Annotated in this window: 28 protein-coding genes; 14 read left to right on the top strand and 14 right to left on the bottom strand. The window is 66.3% G+C overall.

Annotated features, from left to right (window positions below):
* The first annotated feature begins 4 nt into the window (after positions 1-4).
* The gene (gene betA, locus CFB82_RS21145; protein WP_069252380.1) at positions 5-1,705 is read left to right on the top strand and encodes a choline dehydrogenase; all 1,701 of its coding nucleotides are present in this window, start codon (positions 5-7) and stop codon (positions 1,703-1,705) included.
* 84 nt (positions 1,706-1,789) lie between these two features.
* Here the strand turns inward: betA and CFB82_RS21140 are convergent, their stop codons facing one another.
* The 10 genes from CFB82_RS21140 to CFB82_RS21095 form a co-directional block, all read right to left on the bottom strand.
* Positions 1,790-2,374 carry a dual specificity protein phosphatase family protein gene (locus CFB82_RS21140; RefSeq protein WP_089485147.1) on the bottom strand — a complete coding sequence of 195 codons (585 nt, stop codon included), beginning with the start codon at positions 2,372-2,374 and terminating at the stop codon, positions 1,790-1,792.
* Positions 2,375-2,387: 13 nt separating this feature from the next.
* Positions 2,388-2,882, bottom strand: coding sequence for a hypothetical protein (locus CFB82_RS21135; protein ID WP_089426822.1), 495 nt, complete (start codon positions 2,880-2,882; stop codon positions 2,388-2,390).
* Complete coding sequence (locus CFB82_RS21130) at positions 2,879-4,021, bottom strand: MGDG synthase family glycosyltransferase (RefSeq protein ID WP_089485146.1); 1,143 nt, start codon at positions 4,019-4,021, stop codon at positions 2,879-2,881. The genes CFB82_RS21135 and CFB82_RS21130 overlap by 4 nt, the downstream gene beginning before the upstream one ends.
* Positions 4,022-4,540: 519 nt before the next feature.
* The gene (locus CFB82_RS21125) at positions 4,541-5,632 is read right to left on the bottom strand and encodes a hypothetical protein (protein ID WP_089485145.1); all 1,092 of its coding nucleotides are present in this window, start codon (positions 5,630-5,632) and stop codon (positions 4,541-4,543) included.
* A gap of 235 nt (positions 5,633-5,867) precedes the next feature.
* Positions 5,868-6,371 carry an activator protein gene (locus tag CFB82_RS21120; protein ID WP_089485144.1) on the bottom strand — a complete coding sequence of 168 codons (504 nt, stop codon included), beginning with the start codon at positions 6,369-6,371 and terminating at the stop codon, positions 5,868-5,870.
* 182 nt (positions 6,372-6,553) lie between these two features.
* A complete protein-coding gene (locus CFB82_RS21115) occupies positions 6,554-7,057 on the bottom strand; it encodes an activator protein (RefSeq protein WP_069252386.1) in 504 nt (167 codons plus the stop codon).
* A gap of 121 nt (positions 7,058-7,178) precedes the next feature.
* Positions 7,179-8,003 carry an OmpW/AlkL family protein gene (locus tag CFB82_RS21110; protein ID WP_089485143.1) on the bottom strand — a complete coding sequence of 275 codons (825 nt, stop codon included), beginning with the start codon at positions 8,001-8,003 and terminating at the stop codon, positions 7,179-7,181.
* 73 nt (positions 8,004-8,076) lie between these two features.
* Positions 8,077-9,330: a DUF2957 domain-containing protein gene (locus CFB82_RS21105; protein WP_089485142.1), complete on the bottom strand. Its 1,254-nt coding sequence runs from the start codon at positions 9,328-9,330 to the stop codon at positions 8,077-8,079.
* 71 nt (positions 9,331-9,401) lie between these two features.
* Positions 9,402-11,006, bottom strand: a complete 1,605-nt coding sequence (locus tag CFB82_RS21100) for a DUF2957 domain-containing protein (RefSeq protein ID WP_089485141.1) — start codon at positions 11,004-11,006, stop codon at positions 9,402-9,404.
* 617 nt (positions 11,007-11,623) lie between these two features.
* Positions 11,624-11,920, bottom strand: a complete 297-nt coding sequence (locus CFB82_RS21095; RefSeq protein ID WP_069252390.1) for a cupin domain-containing protein — start codon at positions 11,918-11,920, stop codon at positions 11,624-11,626.
* Positions 11,921-12,354: 434 nt separating this feature from the next.
* Here CFB82_RS21095 and CFB82_RS21085 point away from each other — a divergent pair, with 434 nt between their 5' ends.
* The 4 genes from CFB82_RS21085 (at position 12,355) to CFB82_RS21070 (ending at position 16,555) form a co-directional block, all read left to right on the top strand.
* Positions 12,355-13,299: an ABC transporter ATP-binding protein gene (locus CFB82_RS21085; RefSeq protein ID WP_069252391.1), complete on the top strand. Its 945-nt coding sequence runs from the start codon at positions 12,355-12,357 to the stop codon at positions 13,297-13,299.
* 3 nt (positions 13,300-13,302) lie between these two features.
* Positions 13,303-14,064: an ABC transporter permease gene (locus CFB82_RS21080; RefSeq protein WP_011354149.1), complete on the top strand. Its 762-nt coding sequence runs from the start codon at positions 13,303-13,305 to the stop codon at positions 14,062-14,064.
* 160 nt (positions 14,065-14,224) lie between these two features.
* Entirely contained in the window at positions 14,225-15,646 is a 1,422-nt protein-coding gene (locus CFB82_RS21075; protein WP_089485140.1) for an MFS transporter, read from the top strand.
* A 207-nt stretch (positions 15,647-15,853) separates the two neighbouring features.
* Positions 15,854-16,555 (top strand): MBL fold metallo-hydrolase, encoded by a 702-nt coding sequence (locus tag CFB82_RS21070; RefSeq protein WP_089485139.1) that lies wholly within the window; start codon positions 15,854-15,856, stop codon positions 16,553-16,555.
* A 42-nt stretch (positions 16,556-16,597) separates the two neighbouring features.
* Here CFB82_RS21070 and CFB82_RS21065 read toward each other — a convergent pair whose 3' ends face one another.
* A complete protein-coding gene (locus tag CFB82_RS21065) occupies positions 16,598-16,828 on the bottom strand; it encodes a hypothetical protein (RefSeq protein ID WP_046549636.1) in 231 nt (76 codons plus the stop codon).
* Positions 16,829-17,037: 209 nt separating this feature from the next.
* On the opposite strand from CFB82_RS21065, the gene CFB82_RS21060 reads away from it, so the two are divergent.
* Positions 17,038-17,469, top strand: a complete 432-nt coding sequence (locus CFB82_RS21060) for a YciI family protein (protein WP_089485138.1) — start codon at positions 17,038-17,040, stop codon at positions 17,467-17,469.
* Between the two features lie 68 nt (positions 17,470-17,537).
* On the opposite strand, the gene CFB82_RS21055 is transcribed toward CFB82_RS21060, so the two are convergent.
* Positions 17,538-18,134, bottom strand: coding sequence for a TetR/AcrR family transcriptional regulator (locus CFB82_RS21055; protein ID WP_089485137.1), 597 nt, complete (start codon positions 18,132-18,134; stop codon positions 17,538-17,540).
* Positions 18,135-18,316: 182 nt separating this feature from the next.
* Between CFB82_RS21055 and CFB82_RS21050 the strand changes: the two genes are divergently transcribed.
* The 7 genes from CFB82_RS21050 (at position 18,317) to CFB82_RS21020 (ending at position 24,202) form a co-directional block, all read left to right on the top strand.
* Entirely contained in the window at positions 18,317-19,087 is a 771-nt protein-coding gene (locus CFB82_RS21050; RefSeq protein WP_089485136.1) for an alpha/beta hydrolase, read from the top strand.
* An 88-nt stretch (positions 19,088-19,175) separates the two neighbouring features.
* Positions 19,176-19,982 carry a DinB family protein gene (locus CFB82_RS21045; protein WP_089485135.1) on the top strand — a complete coding sequence of 269 codons (807 nt, stop codon included), beginning with the start codon at positions 19,176-19,178 and terminating at the stop codon, positions 19,980-19,982.
* The gene (locus CFB82_RS21040; RefSeq protein WP_089485134.1) at positions 19,979-20,719 is read left to right on the top strand and encodes an alpha/beta fold hydrolase; all 741 of its coding nucleotides are present in this window, start codon (positions 19,979-19,981) and stop codon (positions 20,717-20,719) included. The genes CFB82_RS21045 and CFB82_RS21040 overlap by 4 nt, the downstream gene beginning before the upstream one ends.
* A 110-nt stretch (positions 20,720-20,829) precedes the next feature.
* A complete protein-coding gene (locus CFB82_RS21035) occupies positions 20,830-21,708 on the top strand; it encodes an alpha/beta hydrolase (RefSeq protein ID WP_179255432.1) in 879 nt (292 codons plus the stop codon).
* 82 nt (positions 21,709-21,790) lie between these two features.
* On the top strand, positions 21,791-22,684 hold the full coding sequence (locus CFB82_RS21030; RefSeq protein WP_089485132.1) for a LysR family transcriptional regulator: 894 nt from the start codon (positions 21,791-21,793) through the stop codon (positions 22,682-22,684).
* A gap of 132 nt (positions 22,685-22,816) precedes the next feature.
* Positions 22,817-23,143, top strand: a complete 327-nt coding sequence (locus CFB82_RS21025) for a carboxymuconolactone decarboxylase family protein (protein WP_089485131.1) — start codon at positions 22,817-22,819, stop codon at positions 23,141-23,143.
* A gap of 51 nt (positions 23,144-23,194) precedes the next feature.
* Complete coding sequence (locus CFB82_RS21020; protein ID WP_089485130.1) at positions 23,195-24,202, top strand: aldo/keto reductase; 1,008 nt, start codon at positions 23,195-23,197, stop codon at positions 24,200-24,202.
* Between the two features lie 97 nt (positions 24,203-24,299).
* On the opposite strand, the gene CFB82_RS21015 is transcribed toward CFB82_RS21020, so the two are convergent.
* The gene (locus CFB82_RS21015; RefSeq protein WP_039369627.1) at positions 24,300-24,533 is read right to left on the bottom strand and encodes a hypothetical protein; all 234 of its coding nucleotides are present in this window, start codon (positions 24,531-24,533) and stop codon (positions 24,300-24,302) included.
* A 207-nt stretch (positions 24,534-24,740) separates the two neighbouring features.
* Positions 24,741-25,640: a hypothetical protein gene (locus tag CFB82_RS21010; protein ID WP_089485129.1), complete on the bottom strand. Its 900-nt coding sequence runs from the start codon at positions 25,638-25,640 to the stop codon at positions 24,741-24,743.
* Positions 25,641-25,719: 79 nt separating this feature from the next.
* On the opposite strand from CFB82_RS21010, the gene CFB82_RS21005 reads away from it, so the two are divergent.
* Positions 25,720-26,058, top strand: coding sequence for a helix-turn-helix domain-containing protein (locus CFB82_RS21005; protein WP_011354126.1), 339 nt, complete (start codon positions 25,720-25,722; stop codon positions 26,056-26,058).
* The last annotated feature ends 63 nt before the right edge of the window (positions 26,059-26,121 follow it).

Here is a 26,121-nt window from a genome sequence, read left to right as displayed (position 1 = left end):
CGTCATGACGACACGCGAATACGACTACATCATCTGCGGCGCAGGTTCCGCGGGCAACGTGCTCGCAACGCGCCTGACGGAAGATCCGGACGTGACGGTGCTGCTGCTCGAAGCGGGCGGCCCCGACTACCGCTTCGACTTCCGCACGCAGATGCCGGCCGCCCTCGCCTACCCGCTGCAGGGCCGCCGCTACAACTGGGCATACGAAACCGACCCCGAGCCGCACATGGACAACCGCCGGATGGAATGCGGCCGCGGCAAGGGGCTCGGCGGCTCGTCGCTGATCAACGGCATGTGCTACATCCGCGGCAATGCGCTCGACTACGACAACTGGTCGACGCACAAGGGCCTCGAGAACTGGACGTATCTCGACTGCCTGCCGTACTTCAAGAAGGCCGAAACGCGCGACGTCGGCCCGAACGACTATCACGGCGGCAGCGGCCCCGTGTCGGTCACGACCAGCAAGCCGGGTGTGAACCCGCTGTTCGAGGCGATGGTCGATGCGGGCGTGCAGGCCGGCTATCCGCGCACGGATGACCTGAACGGCTATCAGCAGGAAGGCTTCGGCCCGATGGACCGCACCGTCACGCCGAAGGGCCGCCGCGCCAGCACCGCGCGCGGCTACCTCGACCAGGCGAAGGTGCGACCGAACCTCGAGATCGTCACGCACGCGCTCGCCGACCGCATCCTGTTCGACGGCAAGCGCGCGTCGGGCGTCACGTACCTGCGCGGCAGCGAACGCGCGACCGCGCATGCGCGCCGCGAAGTGCTCGTGTGCAGCGGCGCGATCGCATCGCCGCAACTGCTGCAGCGCTCGGGCGTCGGCCCCGGCGCGTGGCTGAAGGCACTCGACATTCCCGTCGTGCTCGACCTGCCCGGTGTCGGCCAGAACTTGCAGGATCACCTGGAGATGTACATCCAGTACGAGTGCAAGGAGCCGGTCTCGCTGTACCCGGCGCTCAAGTGGTGGAACCAGCCGAAGATCGGCCTCGAATGGATGCTGAACGGCACCGGCCTCGGCGCGAGCAACCACTTCGAGGCGGGCGGCTTCATCCGCACGCGCGACGACGACCTGTGGCCGAACATCCAGTATCACTTCCTGCCGGTGGCGATCAACTACAACGGCTCGAACGCGATCGAGATGCACGGCTTCCAGGCGCACGTCGGCTCGATGCGCTCGCCGAGCCGCGGCCGCGTGAAGCTGCGCTCGCGCGATCCGAACGATCATCCGAGCATCCTGTTCAACTACATGGCCGAAGCGCTCGACTGGCGCGAGTTCCGCGACGCGATCCGTGCGACGCGCGAAATCATGCGGCAGCCGGCACTTGATCGCTATCGCGGCCGCGAGCTGAATCCGGGTGCGGACTGCAAGTCCGACAAGGAACTCGACGCGTTCGTGCGCGCCCGCGCAGAGACCGCGTTCCATCCGTCGTGCTCGTGCAAGATGGGGTACGACGACATGGCCGTGGTCGATGAAGAAGGCCGCGTGCACGGGCTCGAAGGGCTGCGCGTCGTCGATGCGTCGATCATGCCGATCATCACGACCGGCAACCTCAATGCGCCGACGATCATGATCGCCGAGAAGATCGCGGACAGGATTCGCGGGCGCAAGGCGCTTGCTCGGGTGGATGTGCCTTACTTTGTCGCGAACGGGGCAATGGCTCGCAACATCGCAAAGGCGGTGCGGCAGCCGGAGACGGTCTGACGACGGCGGGCGTGTTGCCCGCGCATCAGCGTACTGAAAAGACGCCGCCGACAGCGATTGTCGGCGGCGTTTTGCATGGGGTCGTCAGCCGCTGTTCACTTCCCGTTTCAAACGCTCGACGTCGACGTTTTTCAAGTAGTTCGTGATGTTCTGCCAGATCGGATGGAAACCGTAGCCGCCGTGCTGCAGTTCATCGAGCGCCTGCTCGCGCGTCCAGCCCTGATACACCATCCTGTACAACGCCGACACGAGGCCGGTACGATCGGCGCCGTGCTGGCAGTGGATCAGCACCGGGCCGTCCTGGTCGGCCGTGCGCAGCGCCTTCAGCGCGGTAACCATGTCTTCGTCGCGGATGTCCCACGTGTTGATCCGGATGCGCTGCATCCTGATCTGCGTACCGGCCAGGATGGTGTCGTCCGCGTGAAACGAACGGAAGCTGATGACCTTGCGGATGCCGAGCTTCTGCAGTTCCGGCACGTCCGAGCGCGACAGCTGGGCGCTACGGTACAGCGTCGGCGTGATGCGATGCAGGTTGTTCACATGCACATCGGCCACGCTCTGCGCCCATTTGATCGGCCGGGCGGACACCTCGGAGGCCGGGTCCGCGTGGGCCGGCTGCACGAGCCCGGCAAGCGTGACGGCGATCGCGGTAATGACGGCGGTTTTCATGTCGGGTCGGGGATCAATAAAAGGCGCGCTTGCGCTCGCGGGAAAGCATGAACAGCACGATCGCGGCGGCGCTCATCGTCCAGTAGTCGGTCGGGGCCACGCCGAGCCAGTGGATATGCCACGGCACATTCGCCGGATTGAAGCGGGCCAGGCCATACGCCGGATTCAGCACGAACCACAGGAAATCCTCGGTCAGCCAGAACACCATGATGCACGCGATGATGCGGGCTTCGATGCGCCACGACCACCGTCCGTTGAACACGGCCGGCAGGTGAAAGAACAGCGCGACGAACGGGAACACCCACGCGTGGTAGCCGGTCATCGGCCGCCCGCCCCAGAAGAGGTCGAGCAGCCAGTGATGCTCGATGCGCCACGTCGGCAGGTTGGCCGCCCAGCCCGCGCTGCCTTCGATCTGGATCTCGACGTTCGCGAAGAAGTACGCGAGCAGCACGACCCACGCGACGACGAACACCGTATGGCGCGTCGGCACAAAACGCGCGACGCTCATGCGGCGGGCTCCAGGCCCAGCACGCGATCGAGCACGAAGCGGCCGGCGAGCGGCCGCCCGAGCGGCGCGAGACGGCGGCGCATGTCGGCAAGACGCTCCGGCGTCTGCAGCAGCGCGCGGATCCGGTAGACCAGCGCATCGTCGTCGATCGCCTTCAGCGCGACACCCTGTTCGAGCAGGAAATCCGCATTGCGCTCTTCCTGGCCCGGAATCGGCGAGTTGACGATCATCGGCAGCTGCATCGCAAGGCATTCGGACGTCGTCAGGCCGCCCGGCTTCGTGATCACGAGGTCGGCGCAGGCCATCAGGCGTTCGACCTGCTGCGTGAAGCCCTGCGGAAACAGCCGGCCCGGATGCTGCGCGGCCAGTTCCTGCAACGACGCCAGCATCGCCTTGTTCTTGCCTGCCAGTGCGATCAACTGGAAATCGGCATCCATCTCGAGCAGGCGCGCGGCCAGCACGTCGAGCCCGCCGAGGCCCGCGCCGCCGGACATCATCAGGAACGTCCGGCGCGCGGGATCGAGGCCGAACTCGGCCGCGCAGGCCGCGCGGTCGAGCGGCTGGCCGAACGCCGGCATGATCGGGATGCCGCTGACATGCACCGTGTCGGGCGCCATGCCGCGCGCATGCATGCGCCACGCGATCTCGTCGTTGGCCGCGAAATAGCCGCGCATGTTCGGCACGACCCACATGCTGTGCAGGTCGAAATCGGTGACCTGCACCCACACCGGCGTGTCGACGCGCCCCTTGCGGATCTCGCGCGACAGCAGTTCGGCGGGCAGGAAGTGCGTGCAGATGATCGCGTCCGGGCGCTGCCGCTCGATCTCCGCGAGCAGCGTCCGGCAATTGAGCCGCTCGATCGCGCGCCGGATCTTCTGCGACGGCGCGGCGGGATCGACTTCGTCGGTCTTCTGGTACAGGTAGCCCCACAGCGCCGGCTGGCTGCTGACGAGCTTGATGTAGAGATCGGTGTACAGCTTGCGGAAGCCGGTGGACACGAAATCCATCACGTCCAGGTGGGTGGCTTCGATGCCGGCGGGATGGTGGTCGGCGAACGCGCGGATCGCTTCGGCCGCTCGGGTATGGCCGGCGCCGGCGCTGACGCTCAGGAGGAGGATCTTCTTGTTTTGCTTTGACATCTGACTGACCGTTTCGATGAAGGTGGTCCGGACGTGGGTTCGCGGCGGCGCTCTCACACGGCGGCTGTTTGCGTCCGGCTTACAACAAGCTTGGCAGATCTTTGGCGGTGCGGGCGGGCGGCTACAGCGAAGCGATCGCCGGCATCGACTGCGGAATCATACTGCGTTCGGTCGAGGGTGCATGGATTGGGGGAGGTGCGAGGCGGTCAGACGGTCTAGCGGTCTGGCAGTCAGGCAGTCAGGCAGTCAGGCAGTCAGGCAGTCAGGCAGTCAGGCAGTCAGGCAGTCAGGCAGTCAAGAATGATAGATGGCGTGGACGGCGTGGCGCGCGGCCGGCGTGGGCGCCGACGACACGAAGGCTCAGTGCGCCACCGCCGGACGCCCATTCGCGCGTGCGAACGAGGCCGGCACTTCGGCGCAAGCCAGGGCGCTCGTGCGCGATTCGTTTGGAATCCTTGCGTGTCGCTTCGGCCCAGGCGATGCCCCAGCCGGCCGTGTCCATCCCACGTGCTCCCCGAATCAGGGCGTTACAACACCCCGCTTGCGCATCCGTTTCCCGCGGACGATCGGATTCCATCGCGACGTCAGGCTCATCGCGCCTTGCAGGCGTTCGAACGCGACATCCTCCTTCGGCCCGAATCGGCTGACCGCTGGCCAAGCGAGCACGTGATTGAGCCACGCTTGCCACTCGTCACCGTGAAAGCGGCGACCGACTTCGTGCACGGCATCCGGCGCTGCAATCACGATGCCCGCCAGCAAGTAGTAGGCCCAGAAGCTGCCCGCGCCGACGAGTTGATCGAGCCTGCACACGGACAACGCCGCGAGCAGACCGTCCACCGACGCGAGATCGGCGCGATGCGTGCGGATCGCCTGGGCGACGAGGTTGTGCTGACCGCCATACGCGGCAACAGAGGTCCCGTCGCCAGCGGCGAGTGCGGCCGAGAACGTCACGAGCGCAGCCATCTCGTCGATGCGCGACGCGTCGTTGCGCGGCCCGCACACGCGCAGCACGATCGCATCGATGACGGTGCCAGGCATCGCCGACGTTTCTCCACTCGCCGCCGCGGCACCGGCCAGCCTTTCTCTCAGGTTCTTCACGGCCGGCGTGTCGCCCTGCGCGCCCTTTTCATGTTCGGTACATTCACCGTCATCGCCCCCGTTGCATTCGACGCCGCCGGCAATTCGCCCGAGTGCGGCCCAGCCGACATCGGGATCGTCGAACGCGCATGCATCGATCACACCGTACGCGGTGTCGAACACGGCGCGCGAGCCGGGGCAGCTGCGTTCGGCTTCGGCGAGTTGCTGCATCGACGGCACATGCGAGCATGCACCGCGCGGGTCGCTCAGATCGCATGCGCAAATGCCACCGTCCGAGGCGATCCACGGCGCGAGCCGGTGAAGCATCGCCGTCGCATCTCGGGACAGGTTCGCGCCAGCCCGCATGCGTATCGCGTGCGACGCGATGGCCGTCGTGTCACCGGCGTCACCCGCCTCCGCCGCGCACGCGGCGGCGTCGAGTCGTTGGATCAGGTACTGCAGCCACGCGGCCGTGCGCAGCCGATCAGGCGTCGCGCCGCGGGCATCTCCATACTTTGCTGGATCGGTAAGCATGGGTCTTCCGGGATAGTTCTGGCCAATTGGAATTGTGTTGTTTCAATCGAATCGGACAGCGCGGCACGCCACGCCAGCCCTGCATGTCCACCCGAATCGGATCGCGACACGGGCGGCCAGCCGGCCGTCGCACCGATACGCGCGACGACACGAATGCATCTAGAAATGGGGAGTCCGCCATACATATGGCACGGCCCTCGTGCGCAACGGCAACCCGCGTCGATTCGCGACGCGCTTACTGCACGTGGAGCTTCGGCAACGCCATGAGCGTTCCGGAAAACTTGCAATCCGGTGTCAATTCAGCATTACTGAAAGTCATTGAAGAATTCGAATCGTTCCATTTCGCCACGATCTTGCTCGGCCCGCACGCTCCAAGCACCTTGAAGTCCACCTGCACGTTGTTGACCGAAAGCTGTGTCGCGCTTTCCACCTGCCCTGTCCATGGTGAAGAGCCGCTCGCGCTGCCGCTGACCAGCTGACACAAGCTGCCTCCGCTGAACTGCACCGACGCGATATTGACGATACCCGCAGGCGTAATCGTTCCGTTGAACGTCACGGAGCAGTTCGCGATGATCTGCTTTATGGTGAGCGCGGTCAGCCCCACCGCCGAAAACGGCTCACCGTTCGGATTCATCGGCTGGCCATCCACGCGCGAAACGGTTACCGCCAATGCGGGCGCAGCCGAAACCGCGGTGAACACCACTGCAGCAACAAGCGATGCAATCTGACGAATATTCATTTGTACGGCCCTCTCTCTTGATATATGGCGGCCTTACACGAGAAACGCGACCGCTCTGCAGAATGAATCCGGCCGCCGCGCCGATACACGCGACGGCACGGACCCATCGAAACCGCGAATACCCGCCGCACATACCACACGGCCCTCGCGCGCGGCGGGCATCCTGCTTCGATCTGCGACGCTTACTGCACGTGGAACTTCGGCGACGTCAGGACCGTGCCGCCCACCGTGCAATCCGGCGTCAGCACGGCCTTGTTGAACGTCAGCGACGAGTTCGCATCGCTCCACGCCGTCACGACCTTGCTCGGCCCGCAAGTACCAAGCAGCGTCACGGTCACCTTCGCGTTATTGATCGACAGCTGTGTCGTGCTGTCAGCCTGCCCCGTCCACGGCGACGCGCTGCTCGCGCTGCCAGCGATGAGGCCGCACGTCCCGCCGCCGGTGAACTGCGTCGACGTGATGTTGACGATGCCGGTCGACGTGATCGTGCCGTTGAAGGTCGCGGTACAGGATGCGCTGATCGATCCCTTGCTGAGATTCGTGATCCCCGACGCCGAGAACGGCTCGCCATTCGGGTTCATCGGCTGGCCGTCGGCACGCGAAACGGTGACAGCGAAAGCAGGCGCGGCCGAAACCGCGGTGAAAGCCACTGCAGCAACAAGCGATACGATTTTGCGAATGCTCATTTGAACTGCCCCCTCTCTTCACAAATGGCGGCACGCCGCCAGGAACGCGACCTTCCGGCCGGAATGGTCCGGCCAGCCGGTCGCAGGAAGCCGCCGGTGCACATCATGCGCACCGGTCGGCTCAGAACTTGTAGGAAATCCCGACGAACGTGATCAGCGGGTCAGCCTTCAGCCGCGTGCGCGTGGTGGCGAGCGTCGAGCCGTCGGCCGCCTTGATCACGAGCGACGAGTAGGTCTTCAGCGGCATGTAGGTCAGCGTCGCCGTTACGCCCCAGTGCTTGTCGATCGCATAGCTCGCGCCGACGTTGTAGACCGGCGTGAACGACGACGACGCCTTGCCCTCCACCGATGTCGGCCCGGGCTTGCCGGCACCGGCCGCGAGCACGCTGCCGAGGTTCTCGTTGATGTCCTTCGCGAAGTTGCCGTTCAGCTCGATGTTGCTGAACCAGCTATAGGCCACGCCGATCCCGACGAACGGACGGAACCGCGCCGTCGGCGAATTGAAGTAGTACTGCAGAATGACCGTCGGGCTCCACTGCCGCGCGTTCTTCACCGCCGGCTGGTTCGCCGGATTGTCCATGTTGACGCTGCCGAGCGCACCGGCCGGGCCGGGCGGCCGGATCGTGCCGTGCCCGGTCAGTGTGAACTCGGGCGGCACGCCGAGCACCGACGTCACCGCGATGTGGTCGGTGAAGAAGTGCGTGAGCGTGAGGCCGACGGTATCGGCGTTGTTGACCGTCAGGCTCGTGCCCGGCGACGTGAACGACCCGGGCAGGCGCAGCGGCCCGTTGATCGGCATGCTCGCGAGATTCGTCGTCAGCCCGTTGGTCGAATCCTGCGGCATGATGTGCAGCCAGCCCAGCGTCGCGACGTTGTCGCCCGCCTGCTGGGCCGATGCGAGCGTCGACACGCCTGCGACGACACCCGCGACAATCAGCTTCTTCATGAAGTCTCCCCTCATTCTGTCCGGGCGCCGCGCATCTGCGCGCGGCGCCACCGTGTCTCCATCCAGGCGTGCGTCACTGCACGAATGCGCCGACCGTGAAGTACGGGTTGGTCGTATCGTTCATGTCGAGGAACCCGAATACGCCGCCGGTGAACACGAACTTGCCGGTCGCCGGCCCCGACGCCGCGTCCGCATGCACGGTCGTCACGACGCCCGGCACCTTCTGCGTGTAGTCGAGGTTCAGCGCACGCGTAAGCGCGGCCTGCGACGCATTGAACGGATCGAGCAGCGTGGCCTGCGCGCCGACGAGCGCGGTCGCGCGGTAGTTGAACGCGCTGTCGACCCCCGTGTACTCGCCGTTCTGCGAGCCGAGCGCGATCGCCGTCTGCGGGCTCAGGAACGAAATGCCCGATTCGTCGTCCGCGCTCGGCGGGCCTTGCGTGAGGTCCGCGTTCGCGGCGCCGGTGCGGATGAATACCGGCACGAGCTGGTTGCGCAGCTTGCCGACGATCAGGATCCCCTTGCCGGCCTTCGCCGGATCGACCGCCGCGAGCGTCGGCTGAATCTGCGGCAGGTAGTTGAGCGACTGGAACGCCGGCGCATCGGGCCGTAGCGTGAACGGCTGGTTCACGGTCGCGCTCGACGCGAGCGGCTGCCCGCCGTTCTTCTTGCCGAAGTTGTCGGTCTCGACGTAGCTGCCGTCCGCGTTGATCGTCACCTGCTGGTCGAGCGCCACCGGCTGGAAGCTCTGCGACGGCACCTGGTGATAGCCGAGCTGGTTGTACTTGCCGGCGATTTTCGTCAGGTCGGTTTCCAGCGACGAGAAGCTGATGAACGGGTAGTACGGGAACGTCGTCTTCGGGATCTTGCCGACGCCGATCACGCCGTCGAACTGGATCGTCGCGCCGGGAATCGCGCCGCCCAGCACGCCTTCGCCGAGGAACAGCCGCGCGGGCCGGCTCGGGTCGAGGCTCGCGTTCTGCATCCGGAACGTGCACTGGTTCAGCTTCACCGTCGGCAGCCCGGTTTCGTCGGCCAGCGTGCCGTCGACCACGTTGGCCGGTGCCGTGTCGCGCGTCGGCTGCACGATGCCCGTGGTGGTCGGCACCGGCGACGCGAGGTACGTCATCCGGTACGTCATCTTCGTCGTGTCGAGCTGAACCTTCACGAGTTCGCCCGACCCCGACCCGCCGATGAACACCGTGTTGTAGTCGATCGTCTGCGGGCACAGCCGGACCACCGGTGCGGGCGGCGGGTCGCCGTCGCCGCCGCATGCGGCCAGCACGGGCGCGAGCGACGCCGCGGCCATCCATTGCTTCAAATTCATAGGAATCCTCTTGAAATTCGATTCGCCGGCGGCAACGCATGCGCCGCCGGTGTTACGTGTTCAACGCAGGGTTACTGGACGAACGCGCCAACCGTGAAGAACGGGTTGACCTGGCTGTTGTTGACGACCATCGCGTAGACGTTGCCGGCCGTCACGATCCAGCCCGTGTCGCCCTTCTTGAAGATCGCCACGTTACCGCTGGCGCCCTTCGCGTTGAAGTCGCTGTTGGCCGTGACCGCGATCTTGCCGGGCGATGCCTGCGTATAGTCCAGCCCGAACTGAGCCGTCTCCGACGACGTCTGCGGATCGATGAATGCCGCGGTATTGCCCTGGAAGAGCGTCGACGTGTAGTTCGCCGCGATGGTCGATACGGCGGTGCCGTCGGTACAGTTGCCGGCAGACGGCGCGAAGTAATTGAAACTGGTGTTGAACACGCCCGGCAGCTCCGGATGCGGGATCGTCGGATCGAAACTCGGTCGCGCAGCCGCCGCATTGCTCGACGGCCCGTTGTTCGTCACCACACCGCACGCGGACGCGCTCGTCGCGCCGATGAACCCGCCCTTTAGCACGTTTGCCGCAACCGGTGTGGAAGGCGCGAGCATCGAGATGCCGACTTCCGCATCGGCCACCGAACCGAACGGATTGCCCGGCGGGGCATACGCGTACCCGACACGGATCACCACCGGCACCAGTGCGCCGTTCAGCTTGCCGACGATCATCACGCCATGGGCCTGGCTCGGCACGAGAAGCACGATCGGCTGCCCCTGGCCGGCCGACGGATACGCCTGCCCCGGCTGCGCATTGCTGACGAATACGTTGTCGGACGTGCCATCCGCGTTCTTGCGCAACGTCCACGGCGTGCCGGTCGTCTGACACGAGTAGTCGCTGCCTTGCGTGATCGTGCACGAGCCGTCCGCATTGAGCGTCTGGTTCCAGTTCACGACATCCGGCTGCCAGCCCTGCGGCGTGGTGGTCTGATAGCCGGTGCCGGTCGGCGACAGGTGAATGCCGACTTCGTTGTATGCGCCGGCCACCTTCGTGAAATCCGTTTCCGTGGCGGTAAAGCCGATGAACGGATAGAAGTCGAACGTGCGCGACGGTACGGTACCGAGGAAGTAACCCGGCACGACTTCGATCCCCTGGAACGCGATCGTCGCGCCCGGAATCCCGCCGCCCACGACGCCGTTACCGACGAACAGCATCGGCGGATCCGCTCGATTGATCGTCACCGCATAAGCGCCATCGCTCGTCGCGCCGCTGTCGAGCACGAACGCGCAGCGGTTCTGCTCGGCGGTCGGAAGATTGGTCGGATGATGGAACGCGCCGCTGATCGTCAGGCCCGCGCGCGTGTTGTTGATCTGCCCCGCAGACGTCGGCACGGACGAGTCGAGGAACTGCATCTGGTAGGTGAGCTTCGTGGTATCGAACTTCACCTTCACATACTCGCCACTGCCTGCGCCGCCCGTATAAGTCGTCGTGTAATCGAGCGCGTCCGGACACAGCTTCGTCACGACCGGCGGCGTCGTTTCAGAGCCGCTCGGCCCGCACGCGCTGCCCGAGCACTGCGGCACGTTGATCGGCCCCGGATCGTCGCCGCCGCCGCAACCGGCGACGAACGGCAAAGCGACTACCGCGCACGACAGAATCGCCTTCCGCCATTCAGGAATGCAAATCATCAACCCCTCCTTTTCAGGTACGACAAGTCTCGTCCGGACAGGCTGCATGGCCCGCCGGTTGGTATCGCGCCGCGGCACGGACGCGCGGCGCATGACGGTGCGCGCAAGGCGGCCGCGATGCCGGTCAGGCAAATGCGGCACACGCCGCGGCGGCAGGCAAGCGCGCTCCCGCGGCGCCGTCATGCGGCACGGCGCCGTGAGAACGATCGAAACGGGAAGTGGTTCGCCGCTACACGGCGACAGGACAACGCAGGCACGCGATCTGCATCGCGCCGGCATTCAGCGAAAAAACGGGAAACGGCAGTCCGACTGGCCCCGCGGATAGGCGTCTCATGTATGGGTCTCCATCCGTACGCTTGATTCGTTATCGTGATGCGTCGTTGGTGGAGACTATGATCGGACGATACCCACAAGTAAATGGATGCAGAGTTCCAAACGACCGGAACCACGCAATCCTAGCGTTTACACGGTATTTAACAATTTTTCAAACAGCCTTCTTTTTATTTGCTCAGACAAATACCCAGGCTGTATAACACGCGTTTGAATGGCGACCGCCAATCCGCGCCTGGCCAAGCCAGCCGGGCCTGAGCCGCCCGGCTGCATGTTGCGGCGCAACCTTACACGTCGATGATCGCGAGCGTGCCGTGGCTGCCCGGCAGCACCGCATGAGGCACACCGGCGAGCGCGAGGTACATCTGCCCGGCCTCCACGATGATTGTCTCGCCTGCGACCTCGAGCATCATCCGGCCATCGAGCACCAGCAGCCCCTCGTTGTAGTCGTGCACTTCCGCCTCGTAAGCCTGCGCATCCATGCGCAGCACCTTGATCCTGGCCGGCCCGACCTCGCCGACGATCGTGGATTTCCATGCGACGGGCTGCGCCGCCGCCACGGATTTGAAATCGACCAAAGACATGCGCCCCGCTCCGTGAACGATGAAAGGAACGCATTATCGCGAGCGCCGCGCATGCCGTCCCGGTACGGCGCGACGGCCTTCGGGCGGCACAGTCGGCCGGCCGGCCGCGCTGCCGTCGCGCCGAAACGCAATCGCAGCCCGGTTCGCCGAAAACGGCACCCATTGTTCACGCATCACAAATAAATCGCCGCGTTATGCAGCGATGCGCGGTCAATTCACGCAAATCCGGCACCGGCAACGCACGCCCTTTCCACGAGAATGCATTTCCATCTGCCGATTGCTAATATGGCGGTCCTGCGATCCCGCACCACAACGCCGTTCGACATGACGCCCGTTCGCCATGCCGTCCCCGGTCCCGGCCGCTTCGCAGCGGCGGCGACGCCGGGCACGCACGGCGCACGCCGTCGCGCCGGCCGGCCGTGCCATCCGTGAGCATGCAACCGATCCTTTCCGTCTCCGACCTCTCCAAGACTTACGCGTCCGGCTTCCAGGCGCTGAAGCACGTGACCCTCGACATCCGCCCCGGCGAGATCTTCGCGTTGCTCGGGCCGAACGGCGCCGGCAAGACGACGCTGATCGGCTCGATCTGCGGCATCGTCACGCCGACCGAAGGCCGCGTGACGGTCGGCGGCCACGACATCCGCGATCATTACCGCGCGGCCCGCGAAATGATCGGCCTCGTGCCGCAGGAACTGACCACCGACGCGTTCGAGACTGTCTGGGCGACCGTGTCGTTCAGCCGCGGCCTGTTCGGCAAGGCGCCCGATCCCGCGTACATCGAGAAGACGCTGAAGGCGCTGTCGCTGTGGGACAAGCGCGACAACAAGCTGATGACGCTGTCGGGCGGGATGAAGCGCCGCGTGATGATCGCGAAGGCGCTGTCGCACGAGCCGCGCATCCTGTTCCTCGACGAGCCGACGGCCGGCGTCGACGTCGAGCTGCGCCGCGACATGTGGAAGCTCGTCGATTCACTGCGCGACAACGGCGTGACGATCCTGCTGACCACGCACTACATCGAGGAAGCCGAGGAAATGGCCGACCGCATCGGCATCATCCTCGGCGGCGAGCTCGTGCTCGTCGAGGAAAAGCACGAGTTGATGCGCAAACTCGGCAAGAAGCAGCTCACCGTGCAGCTCGAGCACCCGCTCGCCGACGTACCGCCCGCGCTCGCGCCGTTCGGGCTCGAACGCGCGGCCGACGGCGCCGCGCTCGTCTACACGTACGACTCGCAGCGCGACGACGCGAGCATCGCGAAGCTGATCAACGCGCTCGGCTCGGCCGGCATCGGCTTCCGCGACCTGCACACGACGCAGAGCTCGCTCGAGGACATTTTCGTCAGCCTGATCGACAACCGCCGCAACGGCCTGCAAGGAGCCTGACACTTGAACCTCCATGGAATCCGCGCGATCTACCGCGCAGAAATGGCCCGTACGCGCCGCACGCTGATGCAGAGCATCATCGCGCCGGTAATCTCCACATCGCTGTACTTCGTGGTGTTCGGCTCCGCGATCGGCTCGCGCATCAGCGACGTGAACGGCATCGGCTATGGCTCGTTCATCGTGCCGGGCCTCGTGATGCTGTCGCTGCTGTCGCAGAGCATCTCGAACGCGTCGTTCGGCATCTACTTCCCGCGCTTCACGGGCACGATCTACGAAATTCTCTCCGCGCCCGTGTCGTACTGGGAGATCGTGATCGCGTATGTGGGCGCGGCCGCGTCGAAGTCGATCCTGCTCGGCGTGATCATCCTCGCCACGGCCGGCCTGTTCGTGCCGCTGCACATCCTGCATCCGTTCTGGATGGTGCTGTTCCTCGTGCTGACGGCGATCACGTTCAGCCTGTTCGGCTTCGTGATCGGCATCTGGGCCGACAGCTTCGAGAAGCTGCAGCTCGTGCCGCTGCTGATCATCACGCCGCTCACGTTCCTCGGCGGCAGCTTCTACTCGGTCGACATGCTGCCGCCCGCGTGGCGCGTCGTCACGCTGTTCAACCCGATCGTCTACCTGGTCAGCGGCTTCCGCTGGTCGTTCTACGGGATCGCCGACGTGCACGTGGGCGTCAGCCTCGGCGCGACGTCGCTGTTCCTCGTGATCCTGCTGGCGATCGTCGCGTGGATGTTCCGCACCGGCTACAAGCTGAAGAATTGACGCAAGACGGCCGCATCCCGCGCCGCCGCCGATGACGCATTTGGGCAAGCAGGCGGCGCTTTTCCTCTGATGCGGCATTTTGTGGTCGCGTCTACTGAAGATGAAGCATCGGGGCCGCGAAGCACGCGCTTCACGGCCCCTTTTCATTTCAGAGGACGCCATGCCCGCCGCCACCGCTCCCGCCTCCGCCGCCGCCCGGCTCGAACGCCTGCCGTTCTCCGGCTATCACAAGCGGATCTTCTTCATCATCGCGATCGCGTTCTTCTTCGACTCGGTCGACCTCGGCACGATGACGTTCGTGCTCGGCTCGATCCGCAAGGAGTTCGGGCTGTCGACCGCGGCCGCCGGCCTCGTCGCGAGCGCGAGCTTCTTCGGGATGGTGCTCGGTGCGGCCGTCGCCGGCCTGCTCGCCGACCGTTTCGGCCGCCGGCCCGTGTTCCAGTGGAGCATGGTGCTGTGGGGCGCGGCCTCTTATCTGTGCTCGACCGCGCAGAGCGTCGACGCGCTGATCGTCTACCGCGTGCTGCTCGGGATCGGGATGGGGATGGAATTCCCGGTCGCGCAGACCTTGCTGTCCGAATTCGTGCCGACCGAGAAGCGCGGCCGCCTGATCGCGCTGATGGATGGCTTCTGGCCGCTCGGCTTCATCACGGCCGGTATCGTCGCGTACTTCGTGCTGCCGCAGTTCGGCTGGCGCACCGTGTTCGCGCTGCTCGCGATTCCCGCCGTGTTCGTGCTCGTCGTGCGTCGGATCGTGCCGGAATCGCCGCGCTGGCTCGAGCATGCGGGCCGACATGCGGAAGCCGACACGGTGATGCACACGATCGAGGCGAAGGTGATGCGCTCGGCCGGCGTCACGACGCTGCCGCCGCCGTCGCGGCTGGCCGAGCCGGTCGCCGCCCGCGGGCGCGGCGCGCTGCGCGAGATCTGGAGCGGCGCGTACCGCCGCCGCACGGTGATGGTGTGGCTGCTGTGGTTCTTCGCGCTGCTCGGCTTCTACGGTCTCACGTCATGGCTCGGCGCGCTGCTGCAGCAGGCCGGCTTCGAGGTCACGAAATCGGTGTTCTACACGGTGCTGATCTCACTCGGCGGCGTGCCGGGCTTCCTGTGCGCCGCGTGGCTCGTCGAACGCTGGGGACGCAAGCCGACCTGCATCGCGTCGCTGATCGGCGGCGGCGTGATGGCGTACGCGTACGGCCAGAGCGCGCTGTACGGCGGCAGCATGGCGCTGCTGATCGGCACCGGCCTCGCGATGCAGTTCTTCCTGTTCGGGATGTGGGCCGCGCTGTACACCTATACGCCCGAGCTGTACGGCACCGGCGCGCGCGCGACGGGCTCGGGCTTCGCGTCGGCGATCGGGCGCGTCGGCTCGTTGATCGGGCCTTACGTGGTCGGCGTCGTGCTGCCGGTGTTCGGCCAGGGCGGCGTGTTCACGCTCGGCGCGCTGTCGTTCATCGCGGCCGCACTTGCCGTGTGGACGCTCGGGATCGAGACGAAGGGCCTCGCGCTGGAACAGCTCGCGGCGGGCGATGAAGCGGGTAGCGGTGGCAGGTACGCGGCGGCGGCAGACAAGCTCTCCTGAGCGCCTGATCGGACTGGGGGTTCTTGACCACCGGGAAGGTGCTCAGTGCCGGGCCCGGCCGGCTGCTGCGCAACTGCCAGGATTCGCGGCAGGATCGACGCTGCTAGACTGAATCGAGGCACCGAGTCGCGCGCACGCCCGGCGGCACATCGCGGCGATCGCGCGACGGTGGTGTCCGGCCCCACTGCCCGCGCAAGGATCGCATCGATGGATAACGCTCGTATCGAAGAAATCCGCAGCGGCCTGTTTCGCGCAACGACCTATATCGACAAGCTGAAGCTCGGGTTCAGCCAGTTCTTCGTCCGGTCGCCGAACGGCGAGGTCGTCTGCATCGAAACGGGCACGCGTTCCAACTTTCCGCAACTGACCGAGAGCCTCGCGACCGTCGGCATCACGCCGTCGATGGTGAGCAGCGTGATCGTTCCGCATTTCGAGGTCGACGAGATGGGCGCGCTGCCCGACTTCCTCGCGGCGAATCCGGCGCTCGTCGCGTACGCACATCCGATCTGCACGCACGGGCTGGCCGACATCTTCGGTGTGCGCGCGAAGCCGCTGAAGGACGGCGAGCCGACGACGATCTCCGGCGTCGAACTCGTGCCGATCTTCACGAAGCATGTCCATCAATGGGATGCGCTGGTCGTCTATCTGCCGGCGTACAAGGCGCTGCTGTCGTCGGACATCCTGATGCGCTTCGGCGACGAAGCCGTCGACGACCCGCTGCCGGCGATCGTCGATTCGATCCGCCGCTCGGACTACCTGCCGTCGCTCGCCCACCTGGCGAGTGCGCTGCGCCGGATCCAGGCGCTCGAGCTCGACGTCATCCTGCCGATGCACGGCCCGGCCATCACGCACGACATCCCGCGCGTGCTCGCCGGCGCGATCGCGCATTGCGAGGCCGCCGCCGCGTAAGTCGCGGAGGCGGCAATCCAGCGGCGGTGCAACAGGTTCCGGTCAGGCGCCGGCGACGACGAACTCTTCGGCCGCCTTGCGCTGCACCGCAGCCATCACCGCCAGTTCGCGCTTGCTGCGCGTGTCGCCGGACACGACGCCCGTCGCGTTCTTCGCCTTCGCACCCAGCGGGAAAAAGACAAACGATGCGCCGGCCGGGGCCGCCGGCTCGGCGCGCAGGCGTTTGTTCAGGATTTTCAGGTACTTCTTCTTCGAGACTTCCTTAGCAGCCATGGCGTCCTCCGCGTGAACGTGGTGAGGATCAGCATACCAGTTTTGACGACGGGTTCCGCAGCCAGGCCCGCCCGCGCGGCCGCACGCAAAAATTCTTCACGCACGATGTCGATTCGCGCCATCTTCACGCGTCGTGTTGTCGTAAGCGATCGTTTTGCCGTCGGCACCGCCGGCGGCAACCGTCAACGCCTGTTCAAGGAGAAACAGCAATGCGCGTCATGGTCATCGTCAAGGCAACCGCCATTTCCGAATCGGGCGCGATGCCCGACACCGAACTGCTGGCCGCAATGGGCCAGTACAACGAAGCACTCGTGAAAGCCGGCGTGATGCTTGCCGGCGAAGGGCTGCATCCGAGTTCGCGCGGCAAGCGCGTGCACTTCTCCGGCAAGGATCGGACGGTCATCGACGGCCCGTTCGCCGAAACGAAGGAACTCATCGCCGGCTACTGGCTGTGGGAAGTGAAATCGATGGACGAAGCCGTCGAGTGGGTGAAGCGCTGCCCGAACCCGATGCCCGTCGAATCGGACATCGAGATCCGGCAAATCTTTTCTCCCGAGGATTTCGGCGCGGCGCTCACCCCCGAGCTGCAGGAGCAGGAAGCGCGGATGCGTGAGGAAATCGAGGCCGGGAAGCGCGTGTAAGTCGGGCGGCGTCCGACGGTTTCACATAACCGTCGGGCGCCACCTCCATCCGCTGGCCCGAGCGCGCCTTACGCGCGTTTGCGCGGCACCGCGAGCCGCTCGACCGCGCCGCCGGTCACGTTCCGGAACATCCCGGCATTGCCGTACGCCCGCGCGGCAAGCATCGCGCCATAGACCAGCGAGACGAACGTCGCGGCCTCGGTCTGCACCGACACGTCCGGCTGCACGACGCCATCTTTCACCCCCGCCTCGAGCACGCGCACCAGCCATGCGGCGAGGTCGTCGAAATGCGCCCTCACCGCCCGCGCGACGTCGTCGGGCAGCGCCGGCAGTTCCGCGCCGAGCATGCCGGCGACACAGAACGGCGCGCTGTCGTCCGCGATGCAGCGTTCCCAGTAGCCGATGTACGCGCGCATCTGCACCAGCGCGTCGGCGCCGCTCGCGTCGAGCAGTGACATATCGGCATCGAAATTCGCCTGCGACTGTTGCAGCACGGCGACCGCCAAATCCGCCTTCGTCGGGAAATGGTGGTGGATGCTCGCCTTCCGGATATCGATCGCGTCGGCGATATCGGCATAGCTGAACCCGCTGTAGCCGCGCCGCATGATCAGTTGCCGCCCGGCTTCGAGAATGCGGCCCGCCGTACTGTCCCCCGATACCGTCATATTTGCCTACCATCTAGTCGGATGAAAAACAGGGATAGTTTACCGCCCTGAGATAGTCTTTTCCAGCCGCAATTTCTCCTTGTCGCTCATCCTACCTACTAGTAGGATGACTTCATCGACAGAACGAAACGCCTGTCGATATCCGACGGTTTCCCACCCTGTCTTCCTTCTGGAGAATGAAAATGAAGCGCTTGTCCCAAGTCCGCCAGATCGCCGCGGCACTCGCCGTTTCCGCCGCCGCATTCGGTTCGCACGCGGCCGTCGCCGCCCCCGTCAAGAATGTCGTGCTGGTTCACGGCTACTTCGCCGACGGCTCGGGCTGGCAAGCCGTCTCGAACATCCTGACGCGCGACGGCTACAAGGTTTCCGTCGTTCAGCAGCCGGAAACATCGTTCGACGACGACGTGAAGGCAACCCGGCGTGTCGTCGACGCGCAGGACGGCCCAAGCATCCTCGTCGGCCACAGCTATGGCGGCGCGGTGATCACCGAAGCCGGCAACGACGACAAGGTCGCGGGCCTCGTCTACGTGGCCGCGTTCCAGCCCGACACCGGCGAAAGCCCGCTCGACCTGACCAAGAAGACGCCGCCCGCGACGAAGGCGATCAAGGCCACCGAAGACGGCCATCTGTATTTCGACGAAGCGTCCTTCCACGCCGACTTCGCGGCCGACGTGCCGGCCGCCGAAGCGAAATTCATGGCGATCTCGCAGGTGACGCCGGCCGCGCAGTCGTTCGGCGTGCCGATCACGCATGCCGCATGGCGGACGAAGCCGAGCTGGGCGGTGGTTGCCACCGCGGACCGTGCGATCAACCCCGAACTCGAACGCTTCATGACGCAACGCGCCGGCAGCAAGACGATCGAACTCAAGTCGAGCCACGTCGCGTACATCTCGCATCCGGCCGAAGTCGCGAAGCTGATCGAACAGGCCGCCAAGGGCGCCGGCAAGGAGTGAGGCAACGTATTGCCCGATTCCGCCTGTTGACGTCCCCTCGCCGAGTAACGTATCGTTTTGATACGTTACTCGGCGAATTCCTCCCGTCATGCATTCCCGTTTCGACCGTTTCCGCACCACGCCGCTCGGCGCCCAGCTCGAAGCGCTGATCGCGCAACCCGAGCGCTATGTCGAATTCGCGGCGCTATCGCGCGTGGGCGTCGCCGCGATCGGCGCGATCCAGCACGAGATTGCGCACAAATTCCCCGAAATCGAAACCGACACCACGGCCCGCCAGTTCTGCGGCGCGATGGTCGCGGAAATCATGCGCCGTCACGGTCACGATGTCGTGCAGGCACGCGGGCGGCTCGGCGGCACGCTGTTCAGCTATGGCGCGGTGTTCAGCGCGTATCCGCAGGTGCTGGCGTTCGCCGACGTCGTCGCCGCGCTGGCCCGCCTGCCCGACCGGCTCGCCGCGTATGCGGCACACGTGCCGGCCGCGCTGTGGACACGCCGCCCCGACGGCACGGGCTTCTCGCTCGTCGAGCACGCGTGCCACCTGCGCGATCTCGACGCGGTGTTCGCCGAGCGCATCGACGCCGTACGCACGCTCGACCTGCCCGTGATTGCATCCGTCGACGGCACCGCGCTCGCCGCGCAACGCGACTATCTCGCGCAGCCGCTCGACGCTGCCGTCACGGCATTCCGCTCGGGCCGCGCCGCGCTGTGTGCCACCGCGGCCGCGCTGGCGCCCGCGCAGCTCGCACGCTGCGGGTTGCGCGACGGCATCCGCCGCATGTCGCTCGACGAACTCGTGCGCGAGCTGCTCGACCACGACCGCACGCACGTGCTCGAACTCGACGAACTGCTCGCCGAACTCGCGTTGCCGCCTCTTCCCTCCGCACCCGCCCCATGACCCAGCCCACGCCCGTTGTCTTCATCCACGGTTTCATCGGCACGCTCGACGCGCACGGGTGGAACGGCCCGCATCTCGCCCCCGACCTGCTCGGCTACGGCGCGCATCGCACGGTACCGTTCGACGCGATCACACTCGCCGCGCAGGTCCAGCACCTTCGCCACACCGTCGATACGCACTTCGGCGCGCAGCCGGTCGATGTCGTCGGCCACTCGGTCGGCGGCGCGATCGCGATGCTGTTCGCGCATGCGCACCCGGAACGCGTGCGGCGGATCGTCAACGTCGAGGGCAACTTCACGCTCGACGATGCGTTCTGGTCGGCGTCGGTCGGCCGCATGACGCCTACTGAAGCCGACGCGATGCTGGATGGCCTGCGTGCCGATCCACTCGGCTGGCTGCGCGGCGCGGTCGACGCGCCGTCGCCGGGCCTGCTCGACGACGCCCGCCGCTGGCTCGCGCATCAGCCCGCCTCGACGCTGCGCGCGATGGGCCGCTCGGTGGTCGCGACGACGGGCGAACCGGGCTATCTGCAGGCACTCGCGCAAGTGTTCGCGCGTCACCCGGTCTGGCTGATGGCCGGCGAACGCTCGCGCGCAGGCTGGCACGTGCCCGACTGGGCGCTTGCGCGCTGCGCCGGCTTCGACACGATCGCGCACTGCGGGCACCTGATCCCGGCCGAGCAACCCGATGCGTTTCGCGCGGCGCTCGGGCGCATCGTGTCCGCACCGCCCGCCTGACAACCCGTAGGATTCGCCGAAATATGGTTGAAAGGCGCGGTTGCTAGAGTCGTCTGAACAGGGTTTTCCCGGCGCCCTGCGCCGGATGGGGTCGACACATGCGAGGATCGATGTACCTGGCACGCGCCTTCTGGCTACTTCTGCTGGTCGCCATTTCAGGCCCTGCTCTCGCCTTCCACGCTCGGGTCGTCGTGATTCCCAGCGCCGCGATGAACGAGACGCTCAAGGCAACCGTCGTGCTGCCCGACGCCTATGCGCGCGGCACCCGCGACGGCGACCGCTATCCGGTCGTCTATCTGTTGCACGGCTCGGGCGGCGATCACACCGACTGGACGTCGAACACGCGCATCGCCGCGCTGGCCGACCGCTATCACGTGATCCTCGTGATGCCCGACGGCGGGCACGAGAGCTGGTACATCGACAGCCCGTTCGACTCGGGCAGCCGCTACGAAACCTTCATCGGCGACGAAGTCGTGTCCTACGTCGATTTGCACTTCCGCACGATCGCCACGCAACGTGCCCGCGCGATCACCGGGCTCAGCATGGGCGGCTTCGGCGCACTGCGCATCGCGCTCGACCGGCCCGACACGTTCGGCGCGGTCGGCAGTATCAGCGGCGCGGTCGATCCGCGCTGCTGCGCGGACGAACCGGGTATCGACCATGTATTCGGCGACCCGGGCCGCCATCCGTCGTTCTGGGACCGCAACGTGATCGTCGCCAGCGCCAGCGCGTTCGTGCGTGCGCATCTCGACCTGACGATCGATTGCGGCCGCGACGACGCGTTCGTCGGCTCGAACCGCACGCTGCACGAACGGCTCGTCGCGCTCGGCGTGCCGCACGACTATGCGGAGCGGCCTGGCGGCCACACGTGGGATTACTGGGCGAACGCGATCCGCTACCAGATGCGGTTCTTCGCGACGTCGTTCCAGCATGGCGGCTATGCGTACCATCCCGCGCCCCGTGCGCCGGGCATGACGCGCGCGGGCTGACGCGCGCCGCATCGCCGCGTCACGACGCGGCCCGTCGAACCCGGTGGTACGATGCGCGGGCATCGACCACCCGACACCTTCCATGCCGCGCGACAACTTTGCGGACCTCCTCGCCTTCATCGCCGTCGCGCGCGAGCGCAGTTTCACGCGTGCGGCCGCGCAGCTCGGCGTCTCGCAATCCGCGCTCAGCCATACGATCCGCTCGCTCGAAACGCGCCTCGGCGTGCGGCTGCTCACGCGCACGACACGCAGCGTCGCGCCGACCGAAGCCGGCGAGCGTCTGCTGCGCATTCTCGCACCGCGCTTCGACGAAATCGAGGCCGAACTGACTGCGCTCGCGGAACTGCGCGACCAACCGGCGGGCACCGTGCGCATCAACGCGACCGACTTCGTGATCCGCACGCTGCTGTGGCCGAAGCTCGCGCCGGTCCTGCGCGACTATCGCGACCTGAAGGTCGAGTTCGTGAACGACTACGGGCTGTCCGATATCGTCGCGGAGCGCTTCGACGTCGGCGTGCGGCTCGGCGACCAGGTGGCGAAGGACATGATCGCCGTACGCATCTCGGCCGACATGAAAATGGCGATCGTCGGCGCGCCCGCGTATTTCGCGGAACGCGCGCGCCCCGTGTCGCCGCAGGATCTGGTCGCGCACGACTGCATCAACCTGCGCCTGCCGACGCACGGCGCGCTGTACGCGTGGGAGCTCGCGCGCGGGGACGACATGCTGCAGGTGCGCGTCGACGGGCAGGTCACGTTCAACGGCACTTACGAAACACTCGATGCGGCGCTCGCGGGCTACGGTCTCGCCTACGTGCTCGCCGAACTCGCGGCGCCGCATGTCGCCGCCGGCCGCCTCGACAGCGTGCTCGACGACTGGTGCCCGACGTTCCCCGGCCATCACCTGTACTACGCGAGCCGGCGGCAGTCGTCGCGCGCGCTCGCGGTGATCGTCGAGGCGCTGCGCTATCGCGCATGAGCCCGCTGTGCTCCGCACCTGCCCCGCGATTCATGAATCGGATCGATAAGTGCATGCGGATTGGCGGGGATTATCGATAGACGCATCGGTGACTACCATCGACGGTGTTCCCCACATTCCCCGGAGCCCTCGATGTCCGAATCGACTTCCGCCGCACGCAAAGCGTTCGGCGCCATCGCCCCCGCCCTCGCCGACTACACCGACAACGTGCTGTTCGGCGACGTCTGGCAGCGCCCCGGCCTGTCGCCGCGCGATCGCAGCCTCGTCACGGTCGCGAGCCTCGTGTCGCTGTATCGCGTCAACGAACTGCCGTTTCACCTGAAGAAAGCGCTCGACAACGGCCTCACGCGCGACGAACTGGTCGAAGCGATCACGCACCTCGCGTTCTACTCGGGCCGGCCGACCGCAAGCTCGGCGCTGACGATAGCGCAACGCGTGTTCGACGAAGCCGGCGTGTAAGCGCCGCGCCCCTACATTCAACCGGCGGGCATGCGCCCGCATGGAGCCTCCATGGATTACCGCTATCTCGGGCGCAGCGCGCTCAAGGTGTCGCCGCTGTGTCTCGGTGCAATGATGTTCGGCGGCGAGACGGACGAAGCGACATCGGCGCGCATCATCGACAAGGCGTTCGACCAGGGCATCAATTTCATCGACACGGCCGACGTCTATCACGCCGGCCGCTCGGAAGAAGTCGTCGGCTGCGCGATTGCGCCGCGTCGCGACAGCTGGGTCGTCGCGACGAAGTTCGGCTATCCGGCCGGGCCGGACGCAGGGCCGAACCGGCAGGGCCAGTCGCGCAAATGGATCGTCGAATCGGTCAACGCGAGCCTGAAGCGGCTCGGCACCGATTACATCGACATCCTCTATTTCCATCGCGCGCTGACCGATGCACCGCTCGACGAAGGCATGCGCGCGATCGCCGACCTGATCCGGCAAGGCAAGGTGCGCTACTTCGGGCTGTCGAACTTCAAGGGCTGGCGCATCGCCGAGGTCGTGCCGCTTGCGGACCAGCTCGGCATCGATCGCCCGGTCGCGAGCGAACCGCTGTACAACCTCGTCGATCGCACGGCCGAGGTCGAACAACTGCCGGCCGCCGCGCACTACGGGATCGGCGTCGTGCCGTACAGCCCGCTCGCGCGCGGCGTACTGACCGGCAAATATGCAGTCGATGCGCAGCCGCCCGCCGATTCACGCGCGGGCCGCGGCGACCGTCGCATCCAGCAAACGGAATGGCGCCCCGAATCGTTGCACATCGCGCAGCAGGTGGCCGCGCATGCCGCCGCGCGCGGCACGACGTCGGTTGCGTTCGCGCTCGCGTGGGTCATGAAGAACCGCATCGTCAGCTCGACGATCGCGGGGCCGCGCACCGAAGCGCATTGGGACAGCTACATCGATGCGCTGACGCTCGCACTCGGCCCCGATGACGAACGGTTCGTCGATTCGCTCGTGCCGCCCGGGCATGCATCGACGCACGGCTATACCGATCCCGGCTATCCGGTCGAAGGCCGCAAAGTTTGAAGTCGGTACGGGATGACTGAATGACATGCCGGGCGCGATGCCCGGCATGAAGATGAACGCGCGTCGCCCGACGCGCGAACACGTGGAAGCGGCGGGATCAGTTGTCGTGCGCGGTTGCGTCGGCGCTGACTACGCGATCGAAGAATTCCTGCGCACGCGCCAGCTCGTCGAGCGCGCGATCGAGGCGCGACATCGCACGTGCGTATTCGGCCGACGAAACGTCGTCGTCGCTTTCGCCGCGCACGGCACGAAAGGCCTGATCGACGTTGCGCGTGGCTTCGACGAAGCGCTGCGCGGCCCGGGCTTCCCGCGAACAGATGTGGGTCGACATCGACACTTCTCCCTCAGGGTTGCAGTGTGAAGCACGCCGACGCTCAGTGTGCGTGGTGCGCATGTCGGCGGCGTGAACCACGACCCATCGAGTATCGACGCATCGGCCGCCGCGCAGCGCGCTTCGTGCCGATTGTCTCTCTGCGCTCGCCGCTCCGCTATGGCGAGATTGCAACAAATTCTTGCGCGATCTGCCGCGCGCGTTTCGTCACGCGCGCCCGATACGGGGATGCGCAAGGCCCGCGAACGCGGCCGCTTCACCCGGCGACAAGTCGAACAGGTCGCCGGTGAGATCGCGCGGATGCTCGGCCGCCGGCCGGTTGCGCAATCGCGCCGCGTGCGTGGGCGCAACATACGCGGCCGCCGTTTCGATCGGCGGCACATCGAACAGATCACGCGTGACCCCGCGCACGGCGTCCGTCGGCGAACGGCCGCGCAAGCGCGCGACGAGTTCGACGAAGCGATCGAAATCACCCGCGCGCGTGGCCTTGTTCACTTCCGCGAGATCGCGCGCCTTCAGCACGCACGGTTGTGCGAGCCGCACGAAATACGGTGCTTCGAGCTCGACCGACAGCGCGAGCGGATAGCTCTTGCCCGTCTGCTCCTTCGCACGCCCGACGCAATCGACCACGGCCGCGCCCTGTGCGGCGCCAAGCGGCTGGCCGGTGCTCACGCTGCGCAGGTGATCGGGAAACACGCGCAATTGCGTGCCGACCGTCAGCGCGGTGGATGACGCGCACACGAGCGCGTAGTGCTGTTCGCGACACCGGCCCGACGGCAAGGTCGAGCGGCTGGCGATGAACGTGTGCGGCGGCAGCGGGCGCACCTGCCCGCTTGCGTCGATCCAGGCATTCCACAGCAGCATGTCTTTCCGCTCGCCTGCGCGCGGGCGCGATGCGACCGGCGAAAACAGCGCGAGCAGCGAGCCCGTGCGATGCGCGGCGACTTGCGCGCTGCTGCCGAGCGGCTGGTTGATGCCCCACAGAAAACGCCCGCCCCCGAGCCGGCGCTCCCATTCCTTGCGGAGCACGACGGTCGGTAGTTCCTCGCCGGACTCGGTACCGATCTTGGTCCAGCAGAACGTGGGTGGGAGGTGTTTCAGTGTCATCAACTTTCTCGGGGATACAGCCTCGCTGGTGACAGCAAGCCCATTCAACAGCCGTAACTGTATAGGTATAATGCATCGCATGGAAGCCCCGGACCAAGATTTTCCCGTTCAAGACCTGTTGCGCCGTCTGATGGCAGACACACGCTCGTCTAGCGAAATCGCGCGACTCTCCGGGGTCAGCCAGCCGACCGTATCGCGCCTGAGGCTGTCGAACGGGCACCGGCTGCGCCGCAGCGCGCCATTCAATAAGCTATGCAGTTTCTATGGTGTCGATACCGGGCCGTCGCGCCGCCAGTACAACGACCTGCTGCGCGACGCGATCGTCGACGCGTGGGACGGGTCGGATGAGCACGGGCGCGCGCTGCTGGTCGTGATTCAGGGGCTGAAGGGGCTGCAGGCGAAGGCGGATGATGGGTGATGGGGCGGGCGGGGCGTTACGCGCCCGCAGCTACGGCAAGCACCGGAAGAGAAGAGAGGAAGG

The sequence above is a fragment of the Burkholderia sp. HI2714 genome, assembly GCF_002223085.1.
Taxonomy (GTDB): Bacteria; Pseudomonadota; Gammaproteobacteria; order Burkholderiales; family Burkholderiaceae; genus Burkholderia; species Burkholderia lata_D.
This window is presented reverse-complemented; position numbering and strand designations above follow the sequence as displayed.

What these genes read in the sequence shown, in the direction of transcription:
- betA (WP_069252380.1), top strand. Translation starts at nt 5, where the DNA reads ATGACGACACGCGAATACGACTACATCATCTGCGGCGCAGGTTCCGCG.
- CFB82_RS21140 (WP_089485147.1), bottom strand. Translation starts at nt 2,374, where the DNA reads ATGAAAACCGCCGTCATTACCGCGATCGCCGTCACGCTTGCCGGGCTC.
- CFB82_RS21135 (WP_089426822.1), bottom strand. Translation starts at nt 2,882, where the DNA reads ATGAGCGTCGCGCGTTTTGTGCCGACGCGCCATACGGTGTTCGTCGTC.
- CFB82_RS21130 (WP_089485146.1), bottom strand. Translation starts at nt 4,021, where the DNA reads ATGTCAAAGCAAAACAAGAAGATCCTCCTCCTGAGCGTCAGCGCCGGC.
- CFB82_RS21125 (WP_089485145.1), bottom strand. Translation starts at nt 5,632, where the DNA reads ATGCTTACCGATCCAGCAAAGTATGGAGATGCCCGCGGCGCGACGCCT.
- CFB82_RS21120 (WP_089485144.1), bottom strand. Translation starts at nt 6,371, where the DNA reads ATGAATATTCGTCAGATTGCATCGCTTGTTGCTGCAGTGGTGTTCACC.
- CFB82_RS21115 (WP_069252386.1), bottom strand. Translation starts at nt 7,057, where the DNA reads ATGAGCATTCGCAAAATCGTATCGCTTGTTGCTGCAGTGGCTTTCACC.
- CFB82_RS21110 (WP_089485143.1), bottom strand. Translation starts at nt 8,003, where the DNA reads ATGAAGAAGCTGATTGTCGCGGGTGTCGTCGCAGGCGTGTCGACGCTC.
- CFB82_RS21105 (WP_089485142.1), bottom strand. Translation starts at nt 9,330, where the DNA reads ATGAATTTGAAGCAATGGATGGCCGCGGCGTCGCTCGCGCCCGTGCTG.
- CFB82_RS21100 (WP_089485141.1), bottom strand. Translation starts at nt 11,006, where the DNA reads ATGATTTGCATTCCTGAATGGCGGAAGGCGATTCTGTCGTGCGCGGTA.
- CFB82_RS21095 (WP_069252390.1), bottom strand. Translation starts at nt 11,920, where the DNA reads ATGTCTTTGGTCGATTTCAAATCCGTGGCGGCGGCGCAGCCCGTCGCA.
- CFB82_RS21085 (WP_069252391.1), top strand. Translation starts at nt 12,355, where the DNA reads ATGCAACCGATCCTTTCCGTCTCCGACCTCTCCAAGACTTACGCGTCC.
- CFB82_RS21075 (WP_089485140.1), top strand. Translation starts at nt 14,225, where the DNA reads ATGCCCGCCGCCACCGCTCCCGCCTCCGCCGCCGCCCGGCTCGAACGC.
- CFB82_RS21070 (WP_089485139.1), top strand. Translation starts at nt 15,854, where the DNA reads ATGGATAACGCTCGTATCGAAGAAATCCGCAGCGGCCTGTTTCGCGCA.
- CFB82_RS21065 (WP_046549636.1), bottom strand. Translation starts at nt 16,828, where the DNA reads ATGGCTGCTAAGGAAGTCTCGAAGAAGAAGTACCTGAAAATCCTGAAC.
- CFB82_RS21060 (WP_089485138.1), top strand. Translation starts at nt 17,038, where the DNA reads ATGCGCGTCATGGTCATCGTCAAGGCAACCGCCATTTCCGAATCGGGC.
- CFB82_RS21055 (WP_089485137.1), bottom strand. Translation starts at nt 18,134, where the DNA reads ATGACGGTATCGGGGGACAGTACGGCGGGCCGCATTCTCGAAGCCGGG.
- CFB82_RS21050 (WP_089485136.1), top strand. Translation starts at nt 18,317, where the DNA reads ATGAAGCGCTTGTCCCAAGTCCGCCAGATCGCCGCGGCACTCGCCGTT.
- CFB82_RS21045 (WP_089485135.1), top strand. Translation starts at nt 19,176, where the DNA reads ATGCATTCCCGTTTCGACCGTTTCCGCACCACGCCGCTCGGCGCCCAG.
- CFB82_RS21040 (WP_089485134.1), top strand. Translation starts at nt 19,979, where the DNA reads ATGACCCAGCCCACGCCCGTTGTCTTCATCCACGGTTTCATCGGCACG.
- CFB82_RS21035 (WP_179255432.1), top strand. Translation starts at nt 20,830, where the DNA reads ATGTACCTGGCACGCGCCTTCTGGCTACTTCTGCTGGTCGCCATTTCA.
- CFB82_RS21030 (WP_089485132.1), top strand. Translation starts at nt 21,791, where the DNA reads ATGCCGCGCGACAACTTTGCGGACCTCCTCGCCTTCATCGCCGTCGCG.
- CFB82_RS21025 (WP_089485131.1), top strand. Translation starts at nt 22,817, where the DNA reads ATGTCCGAATCGACTTCCGCCGCACGCAAAGCGTTCGGCGCCATCGCC.
- CFB82_RS21020 (WP_089485130.1), top strand. Translation starts at nt 23,195, where the DNA reads ATGGATTACCGCTATCTCGGGCGCAGCGCGCTCAAGGTGTCGCCGCTG.
- CFB82_RS21015 (WP_039369627.1), bottom strand. Translation starts at nt 24,533, where the DNA reads ATGTCGACCCACATCTGTTCGCGGGAAGCCCGGGCCGCGCAGCGCTTC.
- CFB82_RS21010 (WP_089485129.1), bottom strand. Translation starts at nt 25,640, where the DNA reads ATGACACTGAAACACCTCCCACCCACGTTCTGCTGGACCAAGATCGGT.
- CFB82_RS21005 (WP_011354126.1), top strand. Translation starts at nt 25,720, where the DNA reads ATGGAAGCCCCGGACCAAGATTTTCCCGTTCAAGACCTGTTGCGCCGT.